Genomic DNA, 17,031 nt, shown 5'->3' on the forward strand with positions numbered 1-17,031 from the left:
AACCAGCCCGGGCGACTTGCCCGCCAGCCGGCACTTTTCCCCTACTTCCCCAGCAATTTAGCCACGTACTTGCCCACGATGTCAAACTCCAGGTTCACCTGGTGGCCGGGGCGCAGGTCCTGGAACGTGGTGTGCTCGTAGGTGTACGGGATGATGGCCACCGAGAAGCCGTCGTCGGTGCTGTTGAAGCAGGTGAGGCTGGTGCCATTGATGCAGATGGAGCCTTTTTCCACGGTTACGCGGCCGGGGCCGGGCGCATGGCGGAAGCGGTACAGCCAGCTGCCGTTCTGGTCTTCCACGGCCTCGCACTCGGCCGTGAGGTCCACGTGGCCCTGCACGATGTGGCCGTCGAAGCGGCCATTGGCGGAGAGGCAGCGCTCCAGGTTCACGCGGCGGCCGGGCGCCCAGTGGGCCAGATTGGTTTTCTGCAGCGTCTCGTCGATGGCCGTCACGACGTGGGTGCCGGCCATGCCATCCACGGCCACCACGGTCAAACACACGCCGTCGTGGGCCACGCTCTGGTCGATTTTCAGCTCCGAGGCAAAGCCGGACTGCACGGTGAAGTGAATGTTGGAATTTTCGCGACGCACATCCGTGATGGTGCCGAGGGTTTCAATGATGCCGGTAAACATAGGTTGGTGTGCTGATTTTTGATGAGTTGATGTGCTGATTCTTAGTGCGAGGGCATTTGAACACAATTCAGTTCTTCACGCATCAACACATCAGAAATCAGAACATCCTTAGCTGTTTTTAGAAGAGGCAATGATTTTGGAGAGGATTTTACGAATGCTCAACAGCTGCGCTCTTAATTCAGTTGTGTCACCGTAGTTGGTGGAATGGTGGCAGAGCAACAACCAGTAATCTGTTTCTTCGGCTTCCTTTGCGGCTATTTTACACTTGTGAATGAAGTCAACCTTGCTTTCCGCACCCTGCGCTTCGCGCACGTTGGCTCCGATTGAGGTGCCGCTCTTTAGTAGCTGGTTAGCGACAACAAACCGCCGTTATGCTTCCAGCTGCTCCGTAAACTGAACGATGCTTAAGGCAAACTCAAACGTTAGATTCACAATCAGATTATCACGCGCTGGCACACTCATAACTTTTTACACAAGGAGAAAACGCAGCCCCAGTAACCAGCACATCAAAAATTAGCACATCATTTCCCCCGCCCCTCAATGATAATCTTGAGCGTGTAGAGCAGCACCCGGAAGTCCATGGCCAAACTCATGTTTTCGATGTAGAGGATGTCGAACTTTAGGCGCTCGACCATCTGGGCCACGGTTTCGGCGTAGCCGTACTTCACCTGGCCGAGGCTGGTGAGGCCGGGCCGCACGCGGTGTAGGTGGCGGTAGTGGGGCGCAATCTTCACAATCTGGTCGATGAAGAACTGCCGCTCGGGCCGGGGCCCCACAATGCTCATGTCGCCCTTGATAACGTTCCAGAACTGCGGCAGCTCATCCACCCGCACCTTGCGCATAAAGCGGCCCCAGGGCGTAATGCGCGGGTCGTGGTCGGAGCTGAGCGAGGGGCCCTGCTTTTCGGCATCCACGTACATCGAGCGGAACTTGTAGATGCGGAACGGCTGGCCCAGGCGCCCGATACGCTCCTGCGAGTAAAATACCGGCCCCGGCGACGACAGCTTCACCATAATGGCCGTGAGCAGGTAGCCCGGCCAGGCCAGCAGCAGAAACACGCTCGACGCCACCACGTCAATTATCCGCTTGAGCACTTTTTGCCACACCGGCAGCAAATCCTGCTTGATTTCGATGAGCGGCGTACCGAACACGTGGCTCACTTTCACCGAGCCCAGCAGCATCTGATAGAGGTCGGGCAGGATGCTCACACGGGCCGGCGTGCCTTCCAGCAAGGTCAGAATCTCCTCAATCACGCGGTGCTCACTGGGCTCGATGGCAATAACAATCTGCTCGATTTGCAGCGCCCGGATCAGGGCGGGCAGGCGGCGGTAGGAGCCGCGGGCGGGCAGCTCAGCCGCCAACGCCTCATCAACGGCACCATCCTCAATCGGCGTGAAGCCCACCACTTTCAGGCCCAGGTGGCGGCCGGTGCGGCGCAGCTCCTGCAGCGTGCCCAGGGCCAGCGCATTCGAGCCCACCAGCAGCGTATTAAAGAAAATGGTGCCGTTGCGGACCAGATGCTGCACACTGCTCACGGCCCAGGTGCGCAGAATGGCTGTCAGGGTGAAGTGCAGCAGGAAGTACGCCGAAATGGTTTTGTAGTACGAGCGGTAGTTCTGCACGCCTTCGTCATCGAGCAGCAGCACAAAGAAAATCACCAGCGCCCCCAGCACCGACACCCGCGCCAGCCGGATAATCTCGGCCAGCCGGGACTTGCGGAAAATGTCGCGGTATTCGCCAATCAGGGCGTATAGCACGGTCCAGAAGGCGGCAATCATCAGGGCCGAGCCGGAGAGAAAAAACAGAGCGCCCTCCGTGAACCGGTAGCCGGTGGTAATTTCCTGCAGCAGGTATTTGCGCACCAGAAAGAAACACACCCAGGCCAGCAAGGCCGCCAGAAAGTCGGCGGCTATCAGCTTCAGTAATTGGAAGGTGCGAATCAAGGGCAGTGCAATCAAGCCGGCGGCTGGGGCCAGCGCGTGATTTTATGGGGGCGAATGGGTAGCTTCGCACCGGATTTAAGGCCCTGACAGGCCTGCACGGCCCGTTTCGGAGCGTCGCAAAGGTAGAGCAATAAACCAGAATCCATATAGTACCTGTGGGACACAACCTGCCGCTGCCGGGCGGGCGCCGCCAACTCCACGCCCGACCTCTCGCCTTATGCACGCCGACACCTACCGACACCGCGGCCAGCGCCGCACCCTTGTAGAAGAGCTGCGCCGCAAAGGCATCCGGCACGAACGGGTGCTAGCCGCCGTACTGGCTGTGCCGCGCCACGCGTTTTTCGAGGCCGGCTTCGAGGCCCATGCCTACCAGGACAAGGCGTTTCCCATTGGCGAGGGCCAGACCATTTCGCAGCCTTACACTGTGGCTTACCAAACCGCCCTGCTCGACCCCGCCCCCGAGCACCGGGTGCTGGAGGTCGGTACGGGCTCGGGCTACCAGTGCTGCGTGCTGCTGGAGCTGACGCCCCACGTGTTCAGCATTGAATATCAGCCGGTGCTATTCGAGCGCACCTGCCGCCGCCTGGCCCATCTGCACCGCTCGGCCCACCTGTTCTGCGGCGACGGCTCGGTGGGCCTCCCCCAGCACGCACCCTTCGACCGGATTCTGGTGACGGCCGGCTCCCCTACGTTGCCCCGGCCGCTGCTGCGGCAGCTGCGGGTGGGCGGCTGCCTGGTGATTCCGGTGGGCGATGCGCAGGTGCAGCGCATGGTACGCGTGACGCGCGTGAGTGAGGAAGAATTCACGCGCGAGGAGTTCGAGGAATTCCGCTTTGTGCCGCTGCTGGGCCAGGCCGGCTGGGCCAGCTAAGCACCTCTGCTCAACAGAAAATGGATGCCGCACTTCTTTCCGGCCGGAAGGACGCGCGGCTTTTTTGTGGGCCGTGTTGGCGGTTAGCAAGCCTAGGGCTATGGTTTCGCCTGTTGTTTTGCTGCTGAGTTGTAACTTGTCAGGCCGCCGCCGGCTTGCTGCCGCGAAACCTTTGCCAGGCAATCTTTTAGCGGCTTTCGTTTGCAACTTCTTAAGCCATTATTTCAGACCGTTTCCCCACCTTTTTTTCCTGTTCGATGCAGAACAAATCATTACTCAACCTATTGCTGATGTTAACCGGGCTGCTTGCGCAGCTAGGCGCTAGTGCCCAGCAACGCGGCACCCGCTACCCCGAGCAGCACTATGGCTTCCGGTGTGCCTCCGACAGCGTGCAGCAGCTGGAATGGGCCCGTAATCCGGCCGCCGAGCGTGAATACCGCGCCTTTATCCGGAGCGTGGCCATGATGCCCGCCGCCGAGCAGGCCCGCCTGCTGGCCGCCCCCGACGTAACCGTCCCGGTAGTTATCCACGTTATCCATTCGGGCACCGGCAACAACATCACGGAAGCGCAGGTAAACGACGCTATCCGCATTCTGAACGAGGATTTCAGCAAAACCAACCGCGACACTGCCGACGTTATTCCTGAGTTCCGGCCAATCTATGCCAATGTGGGCTTCCGGTTCCGGCTGGCCAAGAAAGACCCGGATGGCAACTGCACCACCGGCATCACGCGCACCTACTCCACCCAAACCAACATCGGCAACAACAGCGTGAAAGACGTAATCCGCTGGGACCCCAACCGCTACCTCAACATCTGGGTGGTGGATGTGGCTAATGGTGCCGGTGGCTACGCCTACCTTCCCTGCGTAGGCACTGCCCTCGATGGCATCGTGATTCGAAATGCACAGTTCGGCAGCATCGGACGCTCGGGCGGCTCCAACTTTGCGGCCCGCTCGCTCACCCACGAAGTAGGCCACTATTTTGGCCTGCCCCACACCTGGGGCGGCACCAACACGCCTGGCGCTGCCTCCAACTGCGGCCTCGACGATGGCATTGCCGACACACCCAACACGTCGGGCGTTACGTCGGGCTGCCCTTCCGCTACCTACCGCCCCTGCAACGCCGACGGCACCGGCAGCACCACCCCCAACAACAACCCAGGCGGCATCCTGTCCAACGTTCAGAATTACATGGACTATGCCACCTGCGCCAAAATGTTTACGCTGGGGCAGAAAACGGTGATGCGCGCTTCACTTACGCGGTTGTGCCGCTCAACCCTGGTATCGGCGCAAAACCTGCTCAATACGGGCACCAACGACGGCTACCAGCCAGGTATCTGCGCACCGGTAGCAGCTTTCCGGCCCTCCACTAACAACATCTGCGAAGGCGGCAGCGTGGCCTTCACCGACTACTCGTATAACTACGACTTCGTGGCCGCTACCACCCAGTTCGACTGGCGCTTCACAGGCGGTACGCCGGCCACCAGCACGGCCCGCAACCCGGTCGTGACTTATCCAACGGCCGGCACCTACGATGCCACGCTCATCATCATCACCCCAAACGGGCGCGATACGCTGAAGCTGGAACGGGTGGTGCAGGTTATCGGGGCTAACTCCGGCGAGCAGGCTCCGCTGATTGAGTCGTTTGAAAACGCCGATTTCCCCATCAACTACACCAGCACGCCCATCCGCAACTGGACCATCACGTCGTCGGTGCCCGGTGAAAATCCGTTTAGCTGGCAGCGCGCCAACGGCACGGCCGCTACTGGGGTAGCCTATCTACTGGCGCCCAACCCGTCGTTGCCGGATGGCACGGTAAGCACGCTGATTTCGCCTAACATCAACCTGAGCAGCATTGGCACTACACCTACGCTCAGCTTCGAGCGGGCCTACGCCCGCCGCTCGGCCACCATCAACGACGTGCTGCGCGTGTCGTTCAGCACCGACTGCGGGGCCACCTGGTCGTCGCCGCTCACGTATAGCGCCGCCGCCCTCGACACCAAGAATGGCGCGATTATCACCAACTTCGTGCCCACGGCCCGCGCCGACTGGCAGACCACCACTATTCCGCTGCCCCTCGCCTACCAGGGCAGCACCCGGTTCCGGGTGCGCTTCGAGTCGGTGAGCAACGTGGGCAACCGTATCTGCCTGGACAATGTACGGCTGCTGGATCCGCAGGCACCGCTGGCCAACCAGCAAGCCGATCTGGCCCGCCACGGCATCAGCGTATACCCAAATCCACTGACCGCCGAAACTGCCATGCACTTCACCCTCACCAGTGCCACCCGTGCCGCCATGCGCCTGACCGACATGCTGGGCCGCGAAGTGGCGCAGGTAGCTGCCAAAACCTACGGTGCGGGCGCCCAGAGCATCCAACTGCAGAGCGCCGCCGGCCAGCCGCTGCCTGCCGGCGTGTACCTGGTGCACCTCACCCTCGGCGACCAGACCTTTACCACGAAGGTGCTGGTGAACTAGCCGATTTTGCTTTTTGCTGAAAAGCCCTTGGTGCCTGCTGGTGCCGGGGGCTTTTTTGTGGGATACACCAGCTGCCGGTGCCGCCCTGCTAACCGCGCCGGGTCTGTGCGTATCTTTGCAGCTTCATTTCTGATTCACTTTTTCTGCATGATGCGCAAACAGAAGCCCGTCAAAGACTCGTTCGTGATTATGACCGAGCTGGTGCTGCCCAACGACACCAACACGCTCAACAACCTGATGGGCGGCCGTATGATGCACCTGATGGACATTGCCGCCGCCATTGCCGCGCAAAAGCACTCCAACCGCATCGTCGTGACGGCCTCCGTCGACAACGTGTCGTTCCGGGAAGGCATCCGGCTGGGCAACGTCGTGACGCTGCAGGCGCAGGTGACCCGCTCTTTTGCGTCCAGCATGGAGGTGCACATTGATGTGTGGGCCGAGGACATTCCGAGCGGCACCCGCATCAAAAGCAATGAGGCGTTCTTCACCTTCGTGGCCGTCGACCAGTCGGGCCGCCCGATTGACGTGCCGGAGGCCCTGCCCGAAACGCCCGAGGAAATTGCCCTCTACGACGGTGCCCTCCGCCGCCGCCAGCTGCGCCTAGTGCTGGGCGGCCGCATGAAGCCCGAAGAAGCCACCGAGCTGAAGGCCCTGTTCTCCATTCAGTAGCCCAATGGCGGGGCCAGTCACGCAAGCTGGCCCCGCTGTTACCTGGCTGCTTTTCCCTACCTTCTGCGCATGGACACTGCCGCTTCCCTCGCCTTCTTCCAGAACTTCTACACCGATGTGTCGCTGTACGCAGTGCCCGACCCGCAGCCCACCGCACCTGTGGTAACGGCAGCGGCAGTTGTGCCGGTAGCAACTAAGCCACAAAAAGCGGCGCCAGCGCCGGTGGCAGCAGCTCCGGCAGGCAATCCAGTGTTAGCCGCGGCCGCGCCAGTAGCTCAAGCAGCTCCGGCGCCCGTTATGCTTCCAGTACCGGTTGCGTCGGCAGTGCCTCCCACTCCACCGCAACCATTGCCGGCTCCAATGTCCGCGCCGGTTGCGCCACCCGTTCAGGTGCCGGTTGCTGCGGGGCCGCTGTTCAACTCCTTCACGCTGGCAGAGCTGCCGGCCGCACCGGTGGCGCCACCTTCGCAGCCGGGCCGCATCCAGCCCACACCTACCCAGTCGCCGGTGGCGCACATTCCGTTTTCCACCATGGGCAGCAACCCCAACGGCCTGCTGATTCTGGTGCGCGTGTCGGCTGAGGAGTTTAAAAAGCTGCCGCGCAACGTGTTTTTGAACAACATCCTCAAGGCTATCCGACTGGTGATGGAAGACGTGGTGCTGGTGAACGTAGAACACGACAAATTTCCGGTGGCGCTGTGCAGTTTGCGCCAGCATCTGGCCGCCAGACAGTTCCTGGCCTTCGGCAAAAACCTGCTCGACGTGGCCGTTTACACCACTCAGCCCTACGAGCCGGTGCTGCTCTACGGCGACACGGCCTTCCTCGGCGCCAGCGAAATCAAGATGCTGGAATATGATGCCGGCCGCAAAAAGCAACTGTGGCAGTCCATGCAGCGGATGTTTCTCGGGTAGCTGCCATCCAAACCAAGCTCCCTGATAGCCAAAAAGCCCCGACGTTCCACAACGCCGGGGCTTTTTTCTTTGCTTGAGCAGACCCACCTGCACCTCACCTGCAACGCAGTATACAAATGCCCTGCGCTTGCGGGGCCGTGCGAAGGCACCTGGAAATGAAACGGCTGGTTGCCGACCACAGATACGTTGCCCTGGCAGCCAGCCGCTTCAGTAGGCCGGCATGTCGTTAGAACGCTACTTTCGCAAGCTTAAACCGTGGCGCGGTGGCGTTGTAAGGATACAGCACATACGCATCGGAGCCCCGCTTGGTGATGGTGGTAGGACTCACAGCGCCCGTTGCAAAAGTACCTGTGGAGCGCACGTTAGCCCAGGCGTCGGTGCTGTTCAGGCGGTAAACGGTGCTTTGGCCACCCGATACGAGCAGTAGGGTTTGCGGGTCGGTCAGGAGCAGGCCGTCGGCGCCGGTCAAACTCAGGCCGGCGGCGTTGGTGACGGTAGTGAAGCTGGTGGGGTTGGCGATGGGCACTTTGAAGAGCGTCCCGGTATTGGCTTTGGCGACCAGCAGGTAGCCATCGGGATGGTACACAATGCCGTTGAGGCCGAAGGCCGTGCCGGCATCGAACTGTGGGCTTGTAAGAAACACCGACGCCACGCCCTGCAGGTCTACTTTATAGATAATAGGCGCATTGCTGTCGGTAACGTACGCATTGCCGGCAGCATCAACGGCAATGTCGTTAGCAAAGTGGTTGGGGTAAGATGCCGCGCCGGTGATACCGCCCAGGTCCACGTAGTTGAGCAGCGCGCCGGTGGTGGCGTTGAAGATGGCCAGCGCCGCCCGTTTGCGCAATGTAGCCGCCGAAGTGCGGGCCGCATTGGCACCATTGTCGGATACGGCCACCAGCACCCGGTTGCGGCCAGCGTCGAGGTTGACGCCAATCGTAGAAATCAAGCGGGGGTCGTCGGCGAGCTGGGTGAAGGTGCTGTCGTCGCGCACGGTGCTCACGACTCCTTTCGTACGAGAGCTAACGATAAAGCGCTTGTTGGTATCGTCGTACTGCACGCCTTCGGGATGGAAAGCGGCCTGCGGCACGGAAATCAGGCTCGGAGCGGCTACGGGAGGAGTGACGGGCTCATCGTCATCGGAGCAGCCGGGCAGCAAACCCAGCAAGCCAGCGGCAAAGGCGGCCAGCAGCACAAAGCGCGGCATCGGCGTAGCAGCAGGCCGGATTGAGAAGAAACTATGACGCATAATACGGTAGGTTAATGTTTGAGATACGAACCGCCCGCACTTACGTATTATTGAATAAAACCGCCAGCCCTCAAGACCAAAATTATGCTGAGTGAGGCCTTTGCCACGCAGCTGAACGCCACTGATATGCACGGGGCTCTGCCTTCCTTTTGCGGCTGGCTGGCTAGCTGGCAAAACGACCAACGAATTGGATGGAAAAACCGGCAGGGCAAGCTACGCCTGATACCACAGTGCCAGCTGGCGGAAGTCAGTGCCACTAGCGGCCACAAAAAAGCCAGCCCCTTATAGAGCTGGCTTTTGCATTGCACCTGAAACCGGGTTATTTCAACACCGAGGCCAGTTTAGCTTCCAGGGCTTCGCCGCGCAGGTTTTTGCCAATGATGCGCCCCTGCGGATCAAGCAGCACCGAGGCCGGGATGGACTTGACGCTGTACGTCTGGCCCGCGGCCGATTCCCAGCCTTTCAGGTCCGAAACGTGCTTCCAGGTGAGGCCGTCGGCTTCGATGGCCTTCAGCCACTTGCTGCGGTCCTGATCGAAGCTCACGCCATAGATTTCAAAGCCCTTGCCTTTGTACTTGTTGTAGGCGCGCACCACGTTGGGATTTTCGCGGCGGCAGGGGCCGCACCAGCTGGCCCAGAAGTCAACCAATACATATTTGCCGCGCAGGCTGCTCAGCGGTAGCGGCTTTCCATCGGGCGCCAGCAAGCTGATTTCGGGGGCGGCGGCACCTACGGCCGTGCTGCGCATAGGCTCTATTTTGGCAGTTAGCGCCTTGGTGTAGCGCGAGTCGGGCAGCGTGGTTTTGAACTGCGTGGTCATGGAATCCACGAAGCCAAACTGCTCTTCCGCGTTGATCAGGTTGGCCACTACGAAGGCCGACACCACCGACTTGGGGTTTTGCTGCACCAACGTTTTGATGCTTTTGGTGCTGCGGGCCTGCGCATCGTAAAACATCTTCTCAATGGCCTGCATGGAGTCGGTGCGGTTGGCGGCGGCGTTCTGGTTGTAGCGCGCCTCCAGCCCACTCATCTGCCCCTTCGACTGCTGCATGGTGCGGTTGAGCTGCTGCAGAAGCTCGGAGTCTTTGGAGCCTTTCACGGTGTAGGTTTCGGCCAGCTTTTGGGCGTCGCCGGACAGCTCTACGCGGCTGCCGTTGCTCAGGGCCAGCAGTACCTGGCTTTGGTCGGTGGTTTTCACCTGGTAGAGGCCGGGCTCGGGCACGGTGCCGGTAAAGCGAAAATTACCTTTCTCGTCGAGCGTGACCGTGTCGCGCGAGATGAACTGGGTTTCGCCCAGCTCGGCGAGGTAAAGCTTGGTACCGGCCGGGGCGTTGGTGAGCTGGCCGCTGAGCTGGTAGCCGGCGGCGGCATCGGCCGTACCGGCAGTTGGCGGCGTGTTCTTGGTGCAGGCATTGGCCATGCCCAGCACAGTTCCAACAATCAGCAGACTCTTCATTTTCAGCATATTCAAAAGAAAAACCGGCCGGGCGCCGGCAGTTAGGTAGGCAAAAGACAGCCAAAGCCGCCGCAAGTTGCCACTTTCAACCGGATTTGGAAAAATGCCCACTCCGTTGGGTTGGACAACACCGCCCTGGCGGCTCCGGTTCGGGCGCGACAACCTGAAATTCGCCTACTGCAGCTATTTCCCACCTGGCATATGGTTCTCCTTTGCAGCAGCTTACGGGCTTACACCGCTACGGCATCAGCTCGGCCAGCTTCTTTGCCAGGTCTTCGCCGCGCAGGTCTTTGGCGATAATGCGGCCAGTGGCATCCAGCAAAAACGACGAAGGAAACCGATAAATATTGTACACAGTACCCGCTACGCTGGTTTTTGAGGGCTCATCGCGCACCTGCGGCCATGGCAGGCCATCCTTCTGGATAGCGGACAGCCAGGCTTCTTTCTTACTGTCGGCCGACACGCCGTATATCTCAAATCCTTTGCCCTGGAACTGCTGATAGATGCGTACCAACGCAGGGTTTTCCTGCCGGCAGGGGCCGCACCAGCTGGCCCAGAAATCAATCAGCACGTACTTGCCGCGCAGGCTACTAAGTGCCAGCAGCGCGCCGGCCGGCGTGGGCAGCTGAATATCCGGTGCCAGCCGGCCAATGGCTGTGGCTTTCCGCATGTCCTGGTAGCGCTGCAGCTGCTGCGTGTGGGGCGAGGCCGGCCACTGCCGCATGTAGCGGGTGGTAGCCGAATCTAGAAACGCTACTTCCGCTGCGTCGTCGGTGCCACTCAGGAAGGCGGCCGCCACGTAGGGCGCCACGTACGACGCCTGCCCGGCCACGCGCCGCGCAGCCATCCTGAAGGCCGCAAAAGTAGCGTCCCACTCCTGCCCGATGCGGCGGAGCGCGGCCGTATCGGTGGTGGTAGCGCGCCGTTGAACAAGGGTGTCGATGTGGGAAAGCAGGCGAAACTGCTCCTGATTCATTTCAGACAGCGCAGCCGCTTCCGGGGTACCCGTTATTGCGCCGGTGAGCCGGAGCTGGGTGGCGTCGGCGCGCACGCGCAGGCGGCTGCCAGGTGCCAGCGCCACATCGGTAGACATGCGCTGGCCGGCCACCCGCAAGCTGTATACCCCCGGGCCCGCAACCGCGCCCCGCAACCGAAAACGGCCTTTAGAATCGGTCAGGGCCGAATCTACGGGTACCCGCTGCCCGGTGTGGTCGTCGGTTAGCAGCACCTGCGTACCGGCCGGGGCATTGGTCAGCTGACCGCGCACCTGATAGTTGGAAGCCGGGCGGCGGAGCTGTTGCGCAGCAGCTTCTGAATACGCTACTACAGCCGAGGCCAGCATTATTAATCCAATGAAATACCGCATCTGGGATAGAATAAAGTCAGTTAAAAAAGCAGCTCCCCTCAATTGAGCTCAACTGAGGGGAGTTGCGTTGCATGTGCAGCTATTTTAGTTGCTGTTACGAGTCCAGCTTCTGGCGCAGCATCTGGTTGGCCAGCTTGGGGTCAGCTTTGCCGCCGGTGAGCTTCATCAGCTCGCCCATGAACATGCCCGTCAGGCTCTTTTTGCCGTCGCGGTACTCGGCTACTTTAGCCGGGTTAGCATCGAGCACCTGCTGAATCATGGCTTCCAGCGCACCAGCATCTGACTGCTGCAGCAGGCCCTGGGCCTCGGCAGCCGCGGCGGCGGTGTGCGTGGGGTTTTCCAGCAGGAACGGAAACAGCTGCTTGCTGGCTACCGAGTGGCCCACCTTATTGTCGTCGATGAGCTGGATGATGTCGGCCAGGTGCTGGGCCGTGAGTGGGAACTGGTCGAGGGTGAGAGCGCGCTCGTTGAGGTAGGCTTTCACGGGGCCCGTCACCCAGTTGGCGGCAGCTTTGGCGTTGGGCGTCAGGCGGGTCAGCTCATCGAAATACAAGGCTACTTCCTTTTCAGCAGTCAGCACCGTGGCATCATAATCCGAGAGGCCCAGCTCGCCGGTGAAGCGGGCATAGAGCTGCTGCGGCAGCGCCGGCAGCTCGCTCTGCACGCGGTGCAGCCACTCGTCGGAAATGATAACCGGCGGCAGGTCGGGCTCCGGGAAGTACCGGTAGTCGTTCATGGTTTCCTTGCTGCGCTGGCCGTTGGTGGTGCCAGTGGCCGCGTCGAAGCCGCGGGTTTCCGAGTCGATGACTTCGCCGGCTTCCACCAGCGCAATCTGCCGCTCAATCTCGTACTCGATGGCCCGCTGCACGTTGCGGAACGAGTTCATGTTCTTCACCTCCACCTTCACGCCGAACTGGGTGGCATCCTTGCGCATCACCGAAATGTTGGCGTCGCAGCGCAGAGACCCTTCCTCCATGTTGCCGTCGCAGATGCCCAGGTACTCCACCAGCTTCTTGATTTCGGCCAGGTAGGCATAGGCTTCCTCGGCGTTCCGGATGTCGGGCTCACTCACGATTTCGATGAGCGGCACACCGGCGCGGTTGAGGTCCACGAGGGTTTCCACCTCACCAGCCAGGTGCATGCTCTTGCCCGCGTCCTCCTCCATGTGGATGCGGGTGATGCCGATTTTCTTCACCGAGCCATCGGCCAGGCGGATATCCACGTGGCCTTCGGTGCAGATCGGGGTTTTGTCCTGCGTAATCTGGTAGCCCTTGGGAAGGTCGGGGTAGAAGTAGTTTTTGCGCGCAAACAGGTTGTCGCGGCGGATGTGGCAGTTGGTGGCCAGGCCCATTTTCATGGCAAACTCCACGGCCGAGTAGTTCACGCGCGGCAGCGTGCCGGGGTGGCCCAGCGTAATGACGCTCAGGTTGTTATTGGGCAAAGCGCCGTACTCGTTTTCGTCGGAGGAGTACATCTTGCTGCGCGTGAGCAACTGGGCGTGTACTTCGAGGCCGATGACGGGCTGGTATTTCGATTTGATGCTGTCGTCCATAAGAGGGAATTGGGCGAGTTGGCCGCCGGGGCCGCAAGTTAATCACGGATTTAGCCGGATTATTCGGATTCCACTGATTTTGTAGCTGGCATGCCGACGCTACCAGTGCCGCACCTGCACAATTCGACTAATCCGTCTAATCCGTACCAATCCGTGGTCAGTCGTTGAAGACCGGGATGTAGGCGGCCTGGAAGTTGTTGGCGGCGCGGTTGTAGGCGTCCAGCAACTTGCTGTTCTGAATGTTATAGGCCTTGATGTAGCCGTTGAAGGTGTCCACGTCCACCTTGGTGAGCTTGTCCTTGTTTTCGATCAGCTCGGTCATCTTCTTGAACTGGTTGGCGCTCCAGATCAGGTAGAACTTGGCGTAGTCGCGAGTAGCGTCGCGGTACTGCGTGTCTTTGCCGCGGAAGGCGGGCACGGCGTTGAGCTCGGCCAGGGCCTTGTCGGTTTCGGCGGCCAGCAGCACGCGGGCGGCTTCAAAATCGGTGGCGTTCTGAGCGTTGAGGCCGTCGGTGAGCTTGGCGTTGGCCTTTTCCACCCGGAAGAAGGCCAGAAATACCTTGTGCTGATAGGTGTTCACCTCCGACACCTGCCGGATAACGGCGTTCATCTTGCGGGCTTCGCCGTCTTCGCTCATGGTCATCTTGTAGCGGGCGGCAAAGCGCTGCTGGGCGGCCTGTACACTGTCGCCGGCCACTTCCAGCTTCTGCTCGGCGGCTTCCACAGCATCGAAGTAACGCTGCATGGCCTCCAGGCTCTGCGTGCGGCTGGCAGCCAGCGAGTTCACCTGCTTATAATCGGCGGCATATACGTTCAGCATCTGCTGAAACGCGGCTTTGGCCCGGTCGCGGAACTCGGTGTTGCCTTCGTAGCCGGGCATGTGCGAGATTTTGGCCAGTGAGGCTTTGTTCTGGGCTACCACATCCTGGCGGCGGGCCTCAATCTTGCGCTCATTTTCGCTGTGAGCCGCTTTGCTGATGTAGCGCAGATTTTTCTTCTGCATGATCAGCTGCTCGGCCACAATGGCGTTGTTGTAGGCGCCGGGGTCGGTGAAGGCCTGCCCCGAGGCGGTGGTGGAAACGGCCGCCAAAAGGACGGCCGCAGCAAGAGTAGAAAAGCGCATAGCGTAACAGTAAGGGTGGGAAAACGGAAAATCAGCGAATGGCAACGACGCCTTCACTACTTAAAGAGTAAATTTGATGGGCAAAGTGTAGCTGACGCGCACTGGCTGGCCATCCTGCTGACCCGGCTGAAAACTGCGTAGCTGACGCACCACCCGCATAGCCTCGGCATCGGTTTCGGGGGAAAGCGACTGAATGACGCGGACGTTTTCAACCTCCCCTTTTGCATTCAGCACAAAGCCAATCTGCACCTTGCCCTGCACTCTGTTGCGAAACGCCGTACCCGGGTAATGCACGTTGCGGGCAATGAAATTGAGCAGCGCGTTCTGCCCGCCCGGGTATACGGGCAATTGCTCATACTCGAAATATGCAACCGGCTTCCCATCGGGGTTGAAACATTCCCCAGCCGTGCGCTGCCCCGCTACAAACTGGTCGCGGCGGCGCAGCTTGCCATCGGGATAGTACACCAGCAGTTCGCCGTGCCGCTTGCCAGCCACGTAGTCCTCGCGGGTGTGGGGCTTGCCGTCCTCGTACCAGGTAGTGCTGGTGCCGTGCTGCATGCGTTTCTTCAGATCAGCAAAAAACAGTATTTCCCGGAGGCTGCCACTGGGGTAATACACGCGCATGATACTGCCCAGACTGTCGCGGTGAATGGTTTCAACCCGGTGGTGGGCATTTTGCGCCGACGGCAGTTTCTCGCCATCCTCGGAGTAATATTCCACTGTCTTGACTGGTGCCGGGCCTTCCGGGGTTTGCTGGGCATAGGCGGCGCTGCCGCCCACCAGCCACAGGGCAAATAGGATTCTTTTCACGCAGTGAATACTGGATAATAATAGACATGGCAGGGCCCGCAGCCGACTGGCCTGACAACCTGCTCATCCAAAACTACAGTCTTGCCGCTAAATCACAAATTCCGGTAAACTGCCTGGGGGCGCCCCGCTCGTTTGGCCGGAAACCGCAACATCCTGGCAGAAGCTAGGAGGTATCTGAAGACCCTAAAATGATCCTGCTTCATCTGGCGTCGGCTTGTTGAAGCATGCAGGTTAATGAATTGCCAACGACTCTACAGACACCGCCTAGTTGGCACTATGGGCTGTTAGATTATTAAAGTCATGCACAATCGCACTAATCCAGCGCGGAAAGCGTAAGGGTAGCAAAACTTATATTTTAATGTAGTTTTAATTTCTCATCCAGTTCATTACTGCCTCATGCGCTTCCTCGCCTTTTGCCTCTCCGCCTTGCTGACTGCCATGGGCGCCCAGGCCCAGACGGCCCCCGCCACCTGGAATACCGATCTGGCGGCTGCCATGCAGCAAGCCAAAGCCACCAATAAGCCCGTGTTGGCCGTTTTCTCAGGCTCCGACTGGTGCAAGCCCTGCATCATGCTCAAGCAGGAAGTGTTCGATAAGCCCGAGTTCGAGCAGTTTGCGAAAGACAGATTCGTGCTGGCCCGCTTCGATTTCCCGCGCAGCAAGAAAAACAAGCTGCCTGCCACCCAAACCAAAGTCAACGAGCAGGCCGCGGCCCAGCTCAACAAAGAGGGCTCATTTCCGCTGGTAGTGCTGCTTTCACCCGAGGGCAAGATTCTGGCGAAGACCGGCTACCGCCCCGGCGGCGCCACCGCCTACGACGCCTACCTCACGCAATTGCTGGCTAAGAAATAAGCTCCGTGCGCACTCTCCCCCCGTGGTCCGGCACCCTTTGCTGGCAGCAGGCGCCGGTATTGGCGCTACTTGGCACCTTGCTAATCGGCGCCTACTCGGCTGGCGCGCAGACGGTGGCGGGCAAGGTGCCGGCCCCCGGCGCTCCGGCTAAGGCGCGCAGCTTCACCCGCTCGGCCCACCTGATGGGCTCGCACTTCACGTTCACGGCCGTTTCCGACGACGACTCGCTGGCGTGGCGGGCGGTGCGGGCCGGCATCCGGGAAGGACAGCGCATCGACCGGCTGTGTTCCTATTGGGACTCCACCTCGCAGATCACCCAGATCAACCGCGCGGCGGGCTTGCGGCCGGTGGTCGTGGATCAGGAAGTGTACGATTTGATTCAGCGCACGCTCAGGCTCTCCACCCTCAGCGACGGTGCGTTTGACATCACCTTCGCCGGCGGCGAGAAGATCTATAAGTTCGACAAGCAGGAGCACGCCGCTTTGCCCGACCCCGCCACCGTGCAGGCCTCCGTGCGCCGCATCGACTACCGCAAGGTGCTGCTCGACCCAATTACGCACTCGGTGATGCTCAAGGACAAGGGCATGCGCCTGAACCTGGCCGGCATCCTGCAGGGCTACGGGGTGCGCCGCGCCCAGGCCCTGATGCGGCAGATGGGCATCCGGGGCGGCCTTATCAACGGCTCCGGCGACGTATCGTGCTGGGGCCGACAGGCCGACGGCTCGCTGTGGCGCATTGCCATCGGCGACCCGGCCTACCCGCAGTCGGTATCGTCGTGGCTGACGGTGACGGACGTGGCCGTGGTGACGGCCGGCAACTACGAGCAGTATTTCACGGTGAAAGGCCAGTACTATGGCCACATCATCGACCCCAAAACCGGCTATCCGGCCACTGTCCTGCGCTCGGTCACCATTATCTGCCCCGATGTAGAGCTGGCCGACGGCCTCGACGAAGTGGTGTTCGTGAAAGGGCCGGAAGCGGGCCTGGCGTTCATCAACAAGCTCAAAGGCGTGGACTGCACCCTCATCACCAACGACGGCCGCACCCTGGCTTCCAAGGGCATGGCCCTCAATTACTATTCCACGCAGCCGGCCAAAATCGCGGCCCCAACCCCATGACCAA

15 protein-coding genes are annotated in these 17,031 nt (G+C 60.5%); 6 read left to right on the top strand and 9 right to left on the bottom strand.

Translation table 11 applies throughout. The annotated features are described in order from the left end of the window. Window positions 1-41: 41 nt before the first annotated feature. From H8B14_RS14690 to H8B14_RS14700, 3 genes are all read right to left on the bottom strand, one after another. Window positions 42-632, bottom strand: a complete 591-nt coding sequence (locus H8B14_RS14690; RefSeq protein ID WP_187316410.1) for a riboflavin synthase — start codon at window positions 630-632, stop codon at window positions 42-44. Window positions 633-740: 108 nt separating this feature from the next. Beyond that, window positions 741-944, bottom strand: coding sequence for a four helix bundle protein (locus H8B14_RS14695; RefSeq protein ID WP_410054459.1), 204 nt, complete (start codon window positions 942-944; stop codon window positions 741-743). A gap of 209 nt (window positions 945-1,153) precedes the next feature. After that, on the bottom strand, window positions 1,154-2,575 hold the full coding sequence (locus H8B14_RS14700) for a sugar transferase (protein WP_261990037.1): 1,422 nt from the start codon (window positions 2,573-2,575) through the stop codon (window positions 1,154-1,156). A 217-nt stretch (window positions 2,576-2,792) separates the two neighbouring features. On the opposite strand from H8B14_RS14700, the gene H8B14_RS14705 reads away from it, so the two are divergent. The 4 genes from H8B14_RS14705 to H8B14_RS14720 all read left to right on the top strand — a co-directional run bounded on the left by H8B14_RS14705 (window position 2,793) and on the right by H8B14_RS14720 (window position 7,501). After that, window positions 2,793-3,446: a protein-L-isoaspartate(D-aspartate) O-methyltransferase gene (locus H8B14_RS14705; RefSeq protein ID WP_187316411.1), complete on the top strand. Its 654-nt coding sequence runs from the start codon at window positions 2,793-2,795 to the stop codon at window positions 3,444-3,446. A gap of 290 nt (window positions 3,447-3,736) precedes the next feature. Next, window positions 3,737-5,920 (top strand): M43 family zinc metalloprotease, encoded by a 2,184-nt coding sequence (locus tag H8B14_RS14710; RefSeq protein WP_187316412.1) that lies wholly within the window; start codon window positions 3,737-3,739, stop codon window positions 5,918-5,920. Between the two features lie 150 nt (window positions 5,921-6,070). Next, window positions 6,071-6,589 carry an acyl-CoA thioesterase gene (locus tag H8B14_RS14715; RefSeq protein ID WP_410054461.1) on the top strand — a complete coding sequence of 173 codons (519 nt, stop codon included), beginning with the start codon at window positions 6,071-6,073 and terminating at the stop codon, window positions 6,587-6,589. Window positions 6,590-6,658: 69 nt separating this feature from the next. Next, window positions 6,659-7,501 (top strand): hypothetical protein, encoded by an 843-nt coding sequence (locus H8B14_RS14720; RefSeq protein ID WP_187316414.1) that lies wholly within the window; start codon window positions 6,659-6,661, stop codon window positions 7,499-7,501. Between the two features lie 226 nt (window positions 7,502-7,727). On the opposite strand, the gene H8B14_RS14725 is transcribed toward H8B14_RS14720, so the two are convergent. The 6 genes from H8B14_RS14725 to H8B14_RS14750 form a co-directional block, all read right to left on the bottom strand. Then, window positions 7,728-8,750 (bottom strand): hypothetical protein, encoded by a 1,023-nt coding sequence (locus H8B14_RS14725; protein ID WP_187316415.1) that lies wholly within the window; start codon window positions 8,748-8,750, stop codon window positions 7,728-7,730. Between the two features lie 319 nt (window positions 8,751-9,069). Beyond that, window positions 9,070-10,215, bottom strand: coding sequence for a TlpA disulfide reductase family protein (locus H8B14_RS14730; protein WP_187316416.1), 1,146 nt, complete (start codon window positions 10,213-10,215; stop codon window positions 9,070-9,072). 229 nt (window positions 10,216-10,444) lie between these two features. Continuing rightward, a complete protein-coding gene (locus H8B14_RS14735; protein ID WP_187316417.1) occupies window positions 10,445-11,572 on the bottom strand; it encodes a redoxin domain-containing protein in 1,128 nt (375 codons plus the stop codon). Between the two features lie 94 nt (window positions 11,573-11,666). Then, the gene (gatB, locus tag H8B14_RS14740) at window positions 11,667-13,124 is read right to left on the bottom strand and encodes an Asp-tRNA(Asn)/Glu-tRNA(Gln) amidotransferase subunit GatB (protein WP_187316418.1); all 1,458 of its coding nucleotides are present in this window, start codon (window positions 13,122-13,124) and stop codon (window positions 11,667-11,669) included. Between the two features lie 157 nt (window positions 13,125-13,281). Further along, window positions 13,282-14,247, bottom strand: a complete 966-nt coding sequence (locus H8B14_RS14745; protein WP_187316419.1) for an LIC11966 family surface protein — start codon at window positions 14,245-14,247, stop codon at window positions 13,282-13,284. Between the two features lie 60 nt (window positions 14,248-14,307). Further along, window positions 14,308-15,057 (bottom strand): TonB family protein, encoded by a 750-nt coding sequence (locus tag H8B14_RS14750; protein WP_187316420.1) that lies wholly within the window; start codon window positions 15,055-15,057, stop codon window positions 14,308-14,310. 396 nt (window positions 15,058-15,453) lie between these two features. On the opposite strand from H8B14_RS14750, the gene H8B14_RS14755 reads away from it, so the two are divergent. Further along, window positions 15,454-15,909: a thioredoxin family protein gene (locus H8B14_RS14755; protein WP_187316421.1), complete on the top strand. Its 456-nt coding sequence runs from the start codon at window positions 15,454-15,456 to the stop codon at window positions 15,907-15,909. A gap of 5 nt (window positions 15,910-15,914) precedes the next feature. Beyond that, window positions 15,915-17,027, top strand: coding sequence for an FAD:protein FMN transferase (locus tag H8B14_RS14760; protein WP_187316422.1), 1,113 nt, complete (start codon window positions 15,915-15,917; stop codon window positions 17,025-17,027). Window positions 17,028-17,031: the final 4 nt, after the last annotated feature.

Source organism: Hymenobacter puniceus, from assembly GCF_014333525.1.
GTDB lineage: Bacteria > Bacteroidota > Bacteroidia > Cytophagales > Hymenobacteraceae > Hymenobacter.

Bases quoted from the DNA above. Each gene is read 5' to 3' on its own strand.
- H8B14_RS14735 (WP_187316417.1), bottom strand. From the start codon at position 11,572: ATGCGGTATTTCATTGGATTAATAATGCTGGCCTCGGCTGTAGTAGCG.
- H8B14_RS14745 (WP_187316419.1), bottom strand. From the start codon at position 14,247: ATGCGCTTTTCTACTCTTGCTGCGGCCGTCCTTTTGGCGGCCGTTTCC.
- H8B14_RS14725 (WP_187316415.1), bottom strand. From the start codon at position 8,750: ATGCGTCATAGTTTCTTCTCAATCCGGCCTGCTGCTACGCCGATGCCG.
- H8B14_RS14715 (WP_410054461.1), top strand. From the start codon at position 6,071: ATGCGCAAACAGAAGCCCGTCAAAGACTCGTTCGTGATTATGACCGAG.
- H8B14_RS14690 (WP_187316410.1), bottom strand. From the start codon at position 632: ATGTTTACCGGCATCATTGAAACCCTCGGCACCATCACGGATGTGCGT.
- H8B14_RS14730 (WP_187316416.1), bottom strand. From the start codon at position 10,215: ATGCTGAAAATGAAGAGTCTGCTGATTGTTGGAACTGTGCTGGGCATG.
- H8B14_RS14705 (WP_187316411.1), top strand. From the start codon at position 2,793: ATGCACGCCGACACCTACCGACACCGCGGCCAGCGCCGCACCCTTGTA.
- H8B14_RS14710 (WP_187316412.1), top strand. From the start codon at position 3,737: ATGTTAACCGGGCTGCTTGCGCAGCTAGGCGCTAGTGCCCAGCAACGC.
- H8B14_RS14755 (WP_187316421.1), top strand. From the start codon at position 15,454: ATGCGCTTCCTCGCCTTTTGCCTCTCCGCCTTGCTGACTGCCATGGGC.
- gatB (WP_187316418.1), bottom strand. From the start codon at position 13,124: ATGGACGACAGCATCAAATCGAAATACCAGCCCGTCATCGGCCTCGAA.
- H8B14_RS14720 (WP_187316414.1), top strand. From the start codon at position 6,659: ATGGACACTGCCGCTTCCCTCGCCTTCTTCCAGAACTTCTACACCGAT.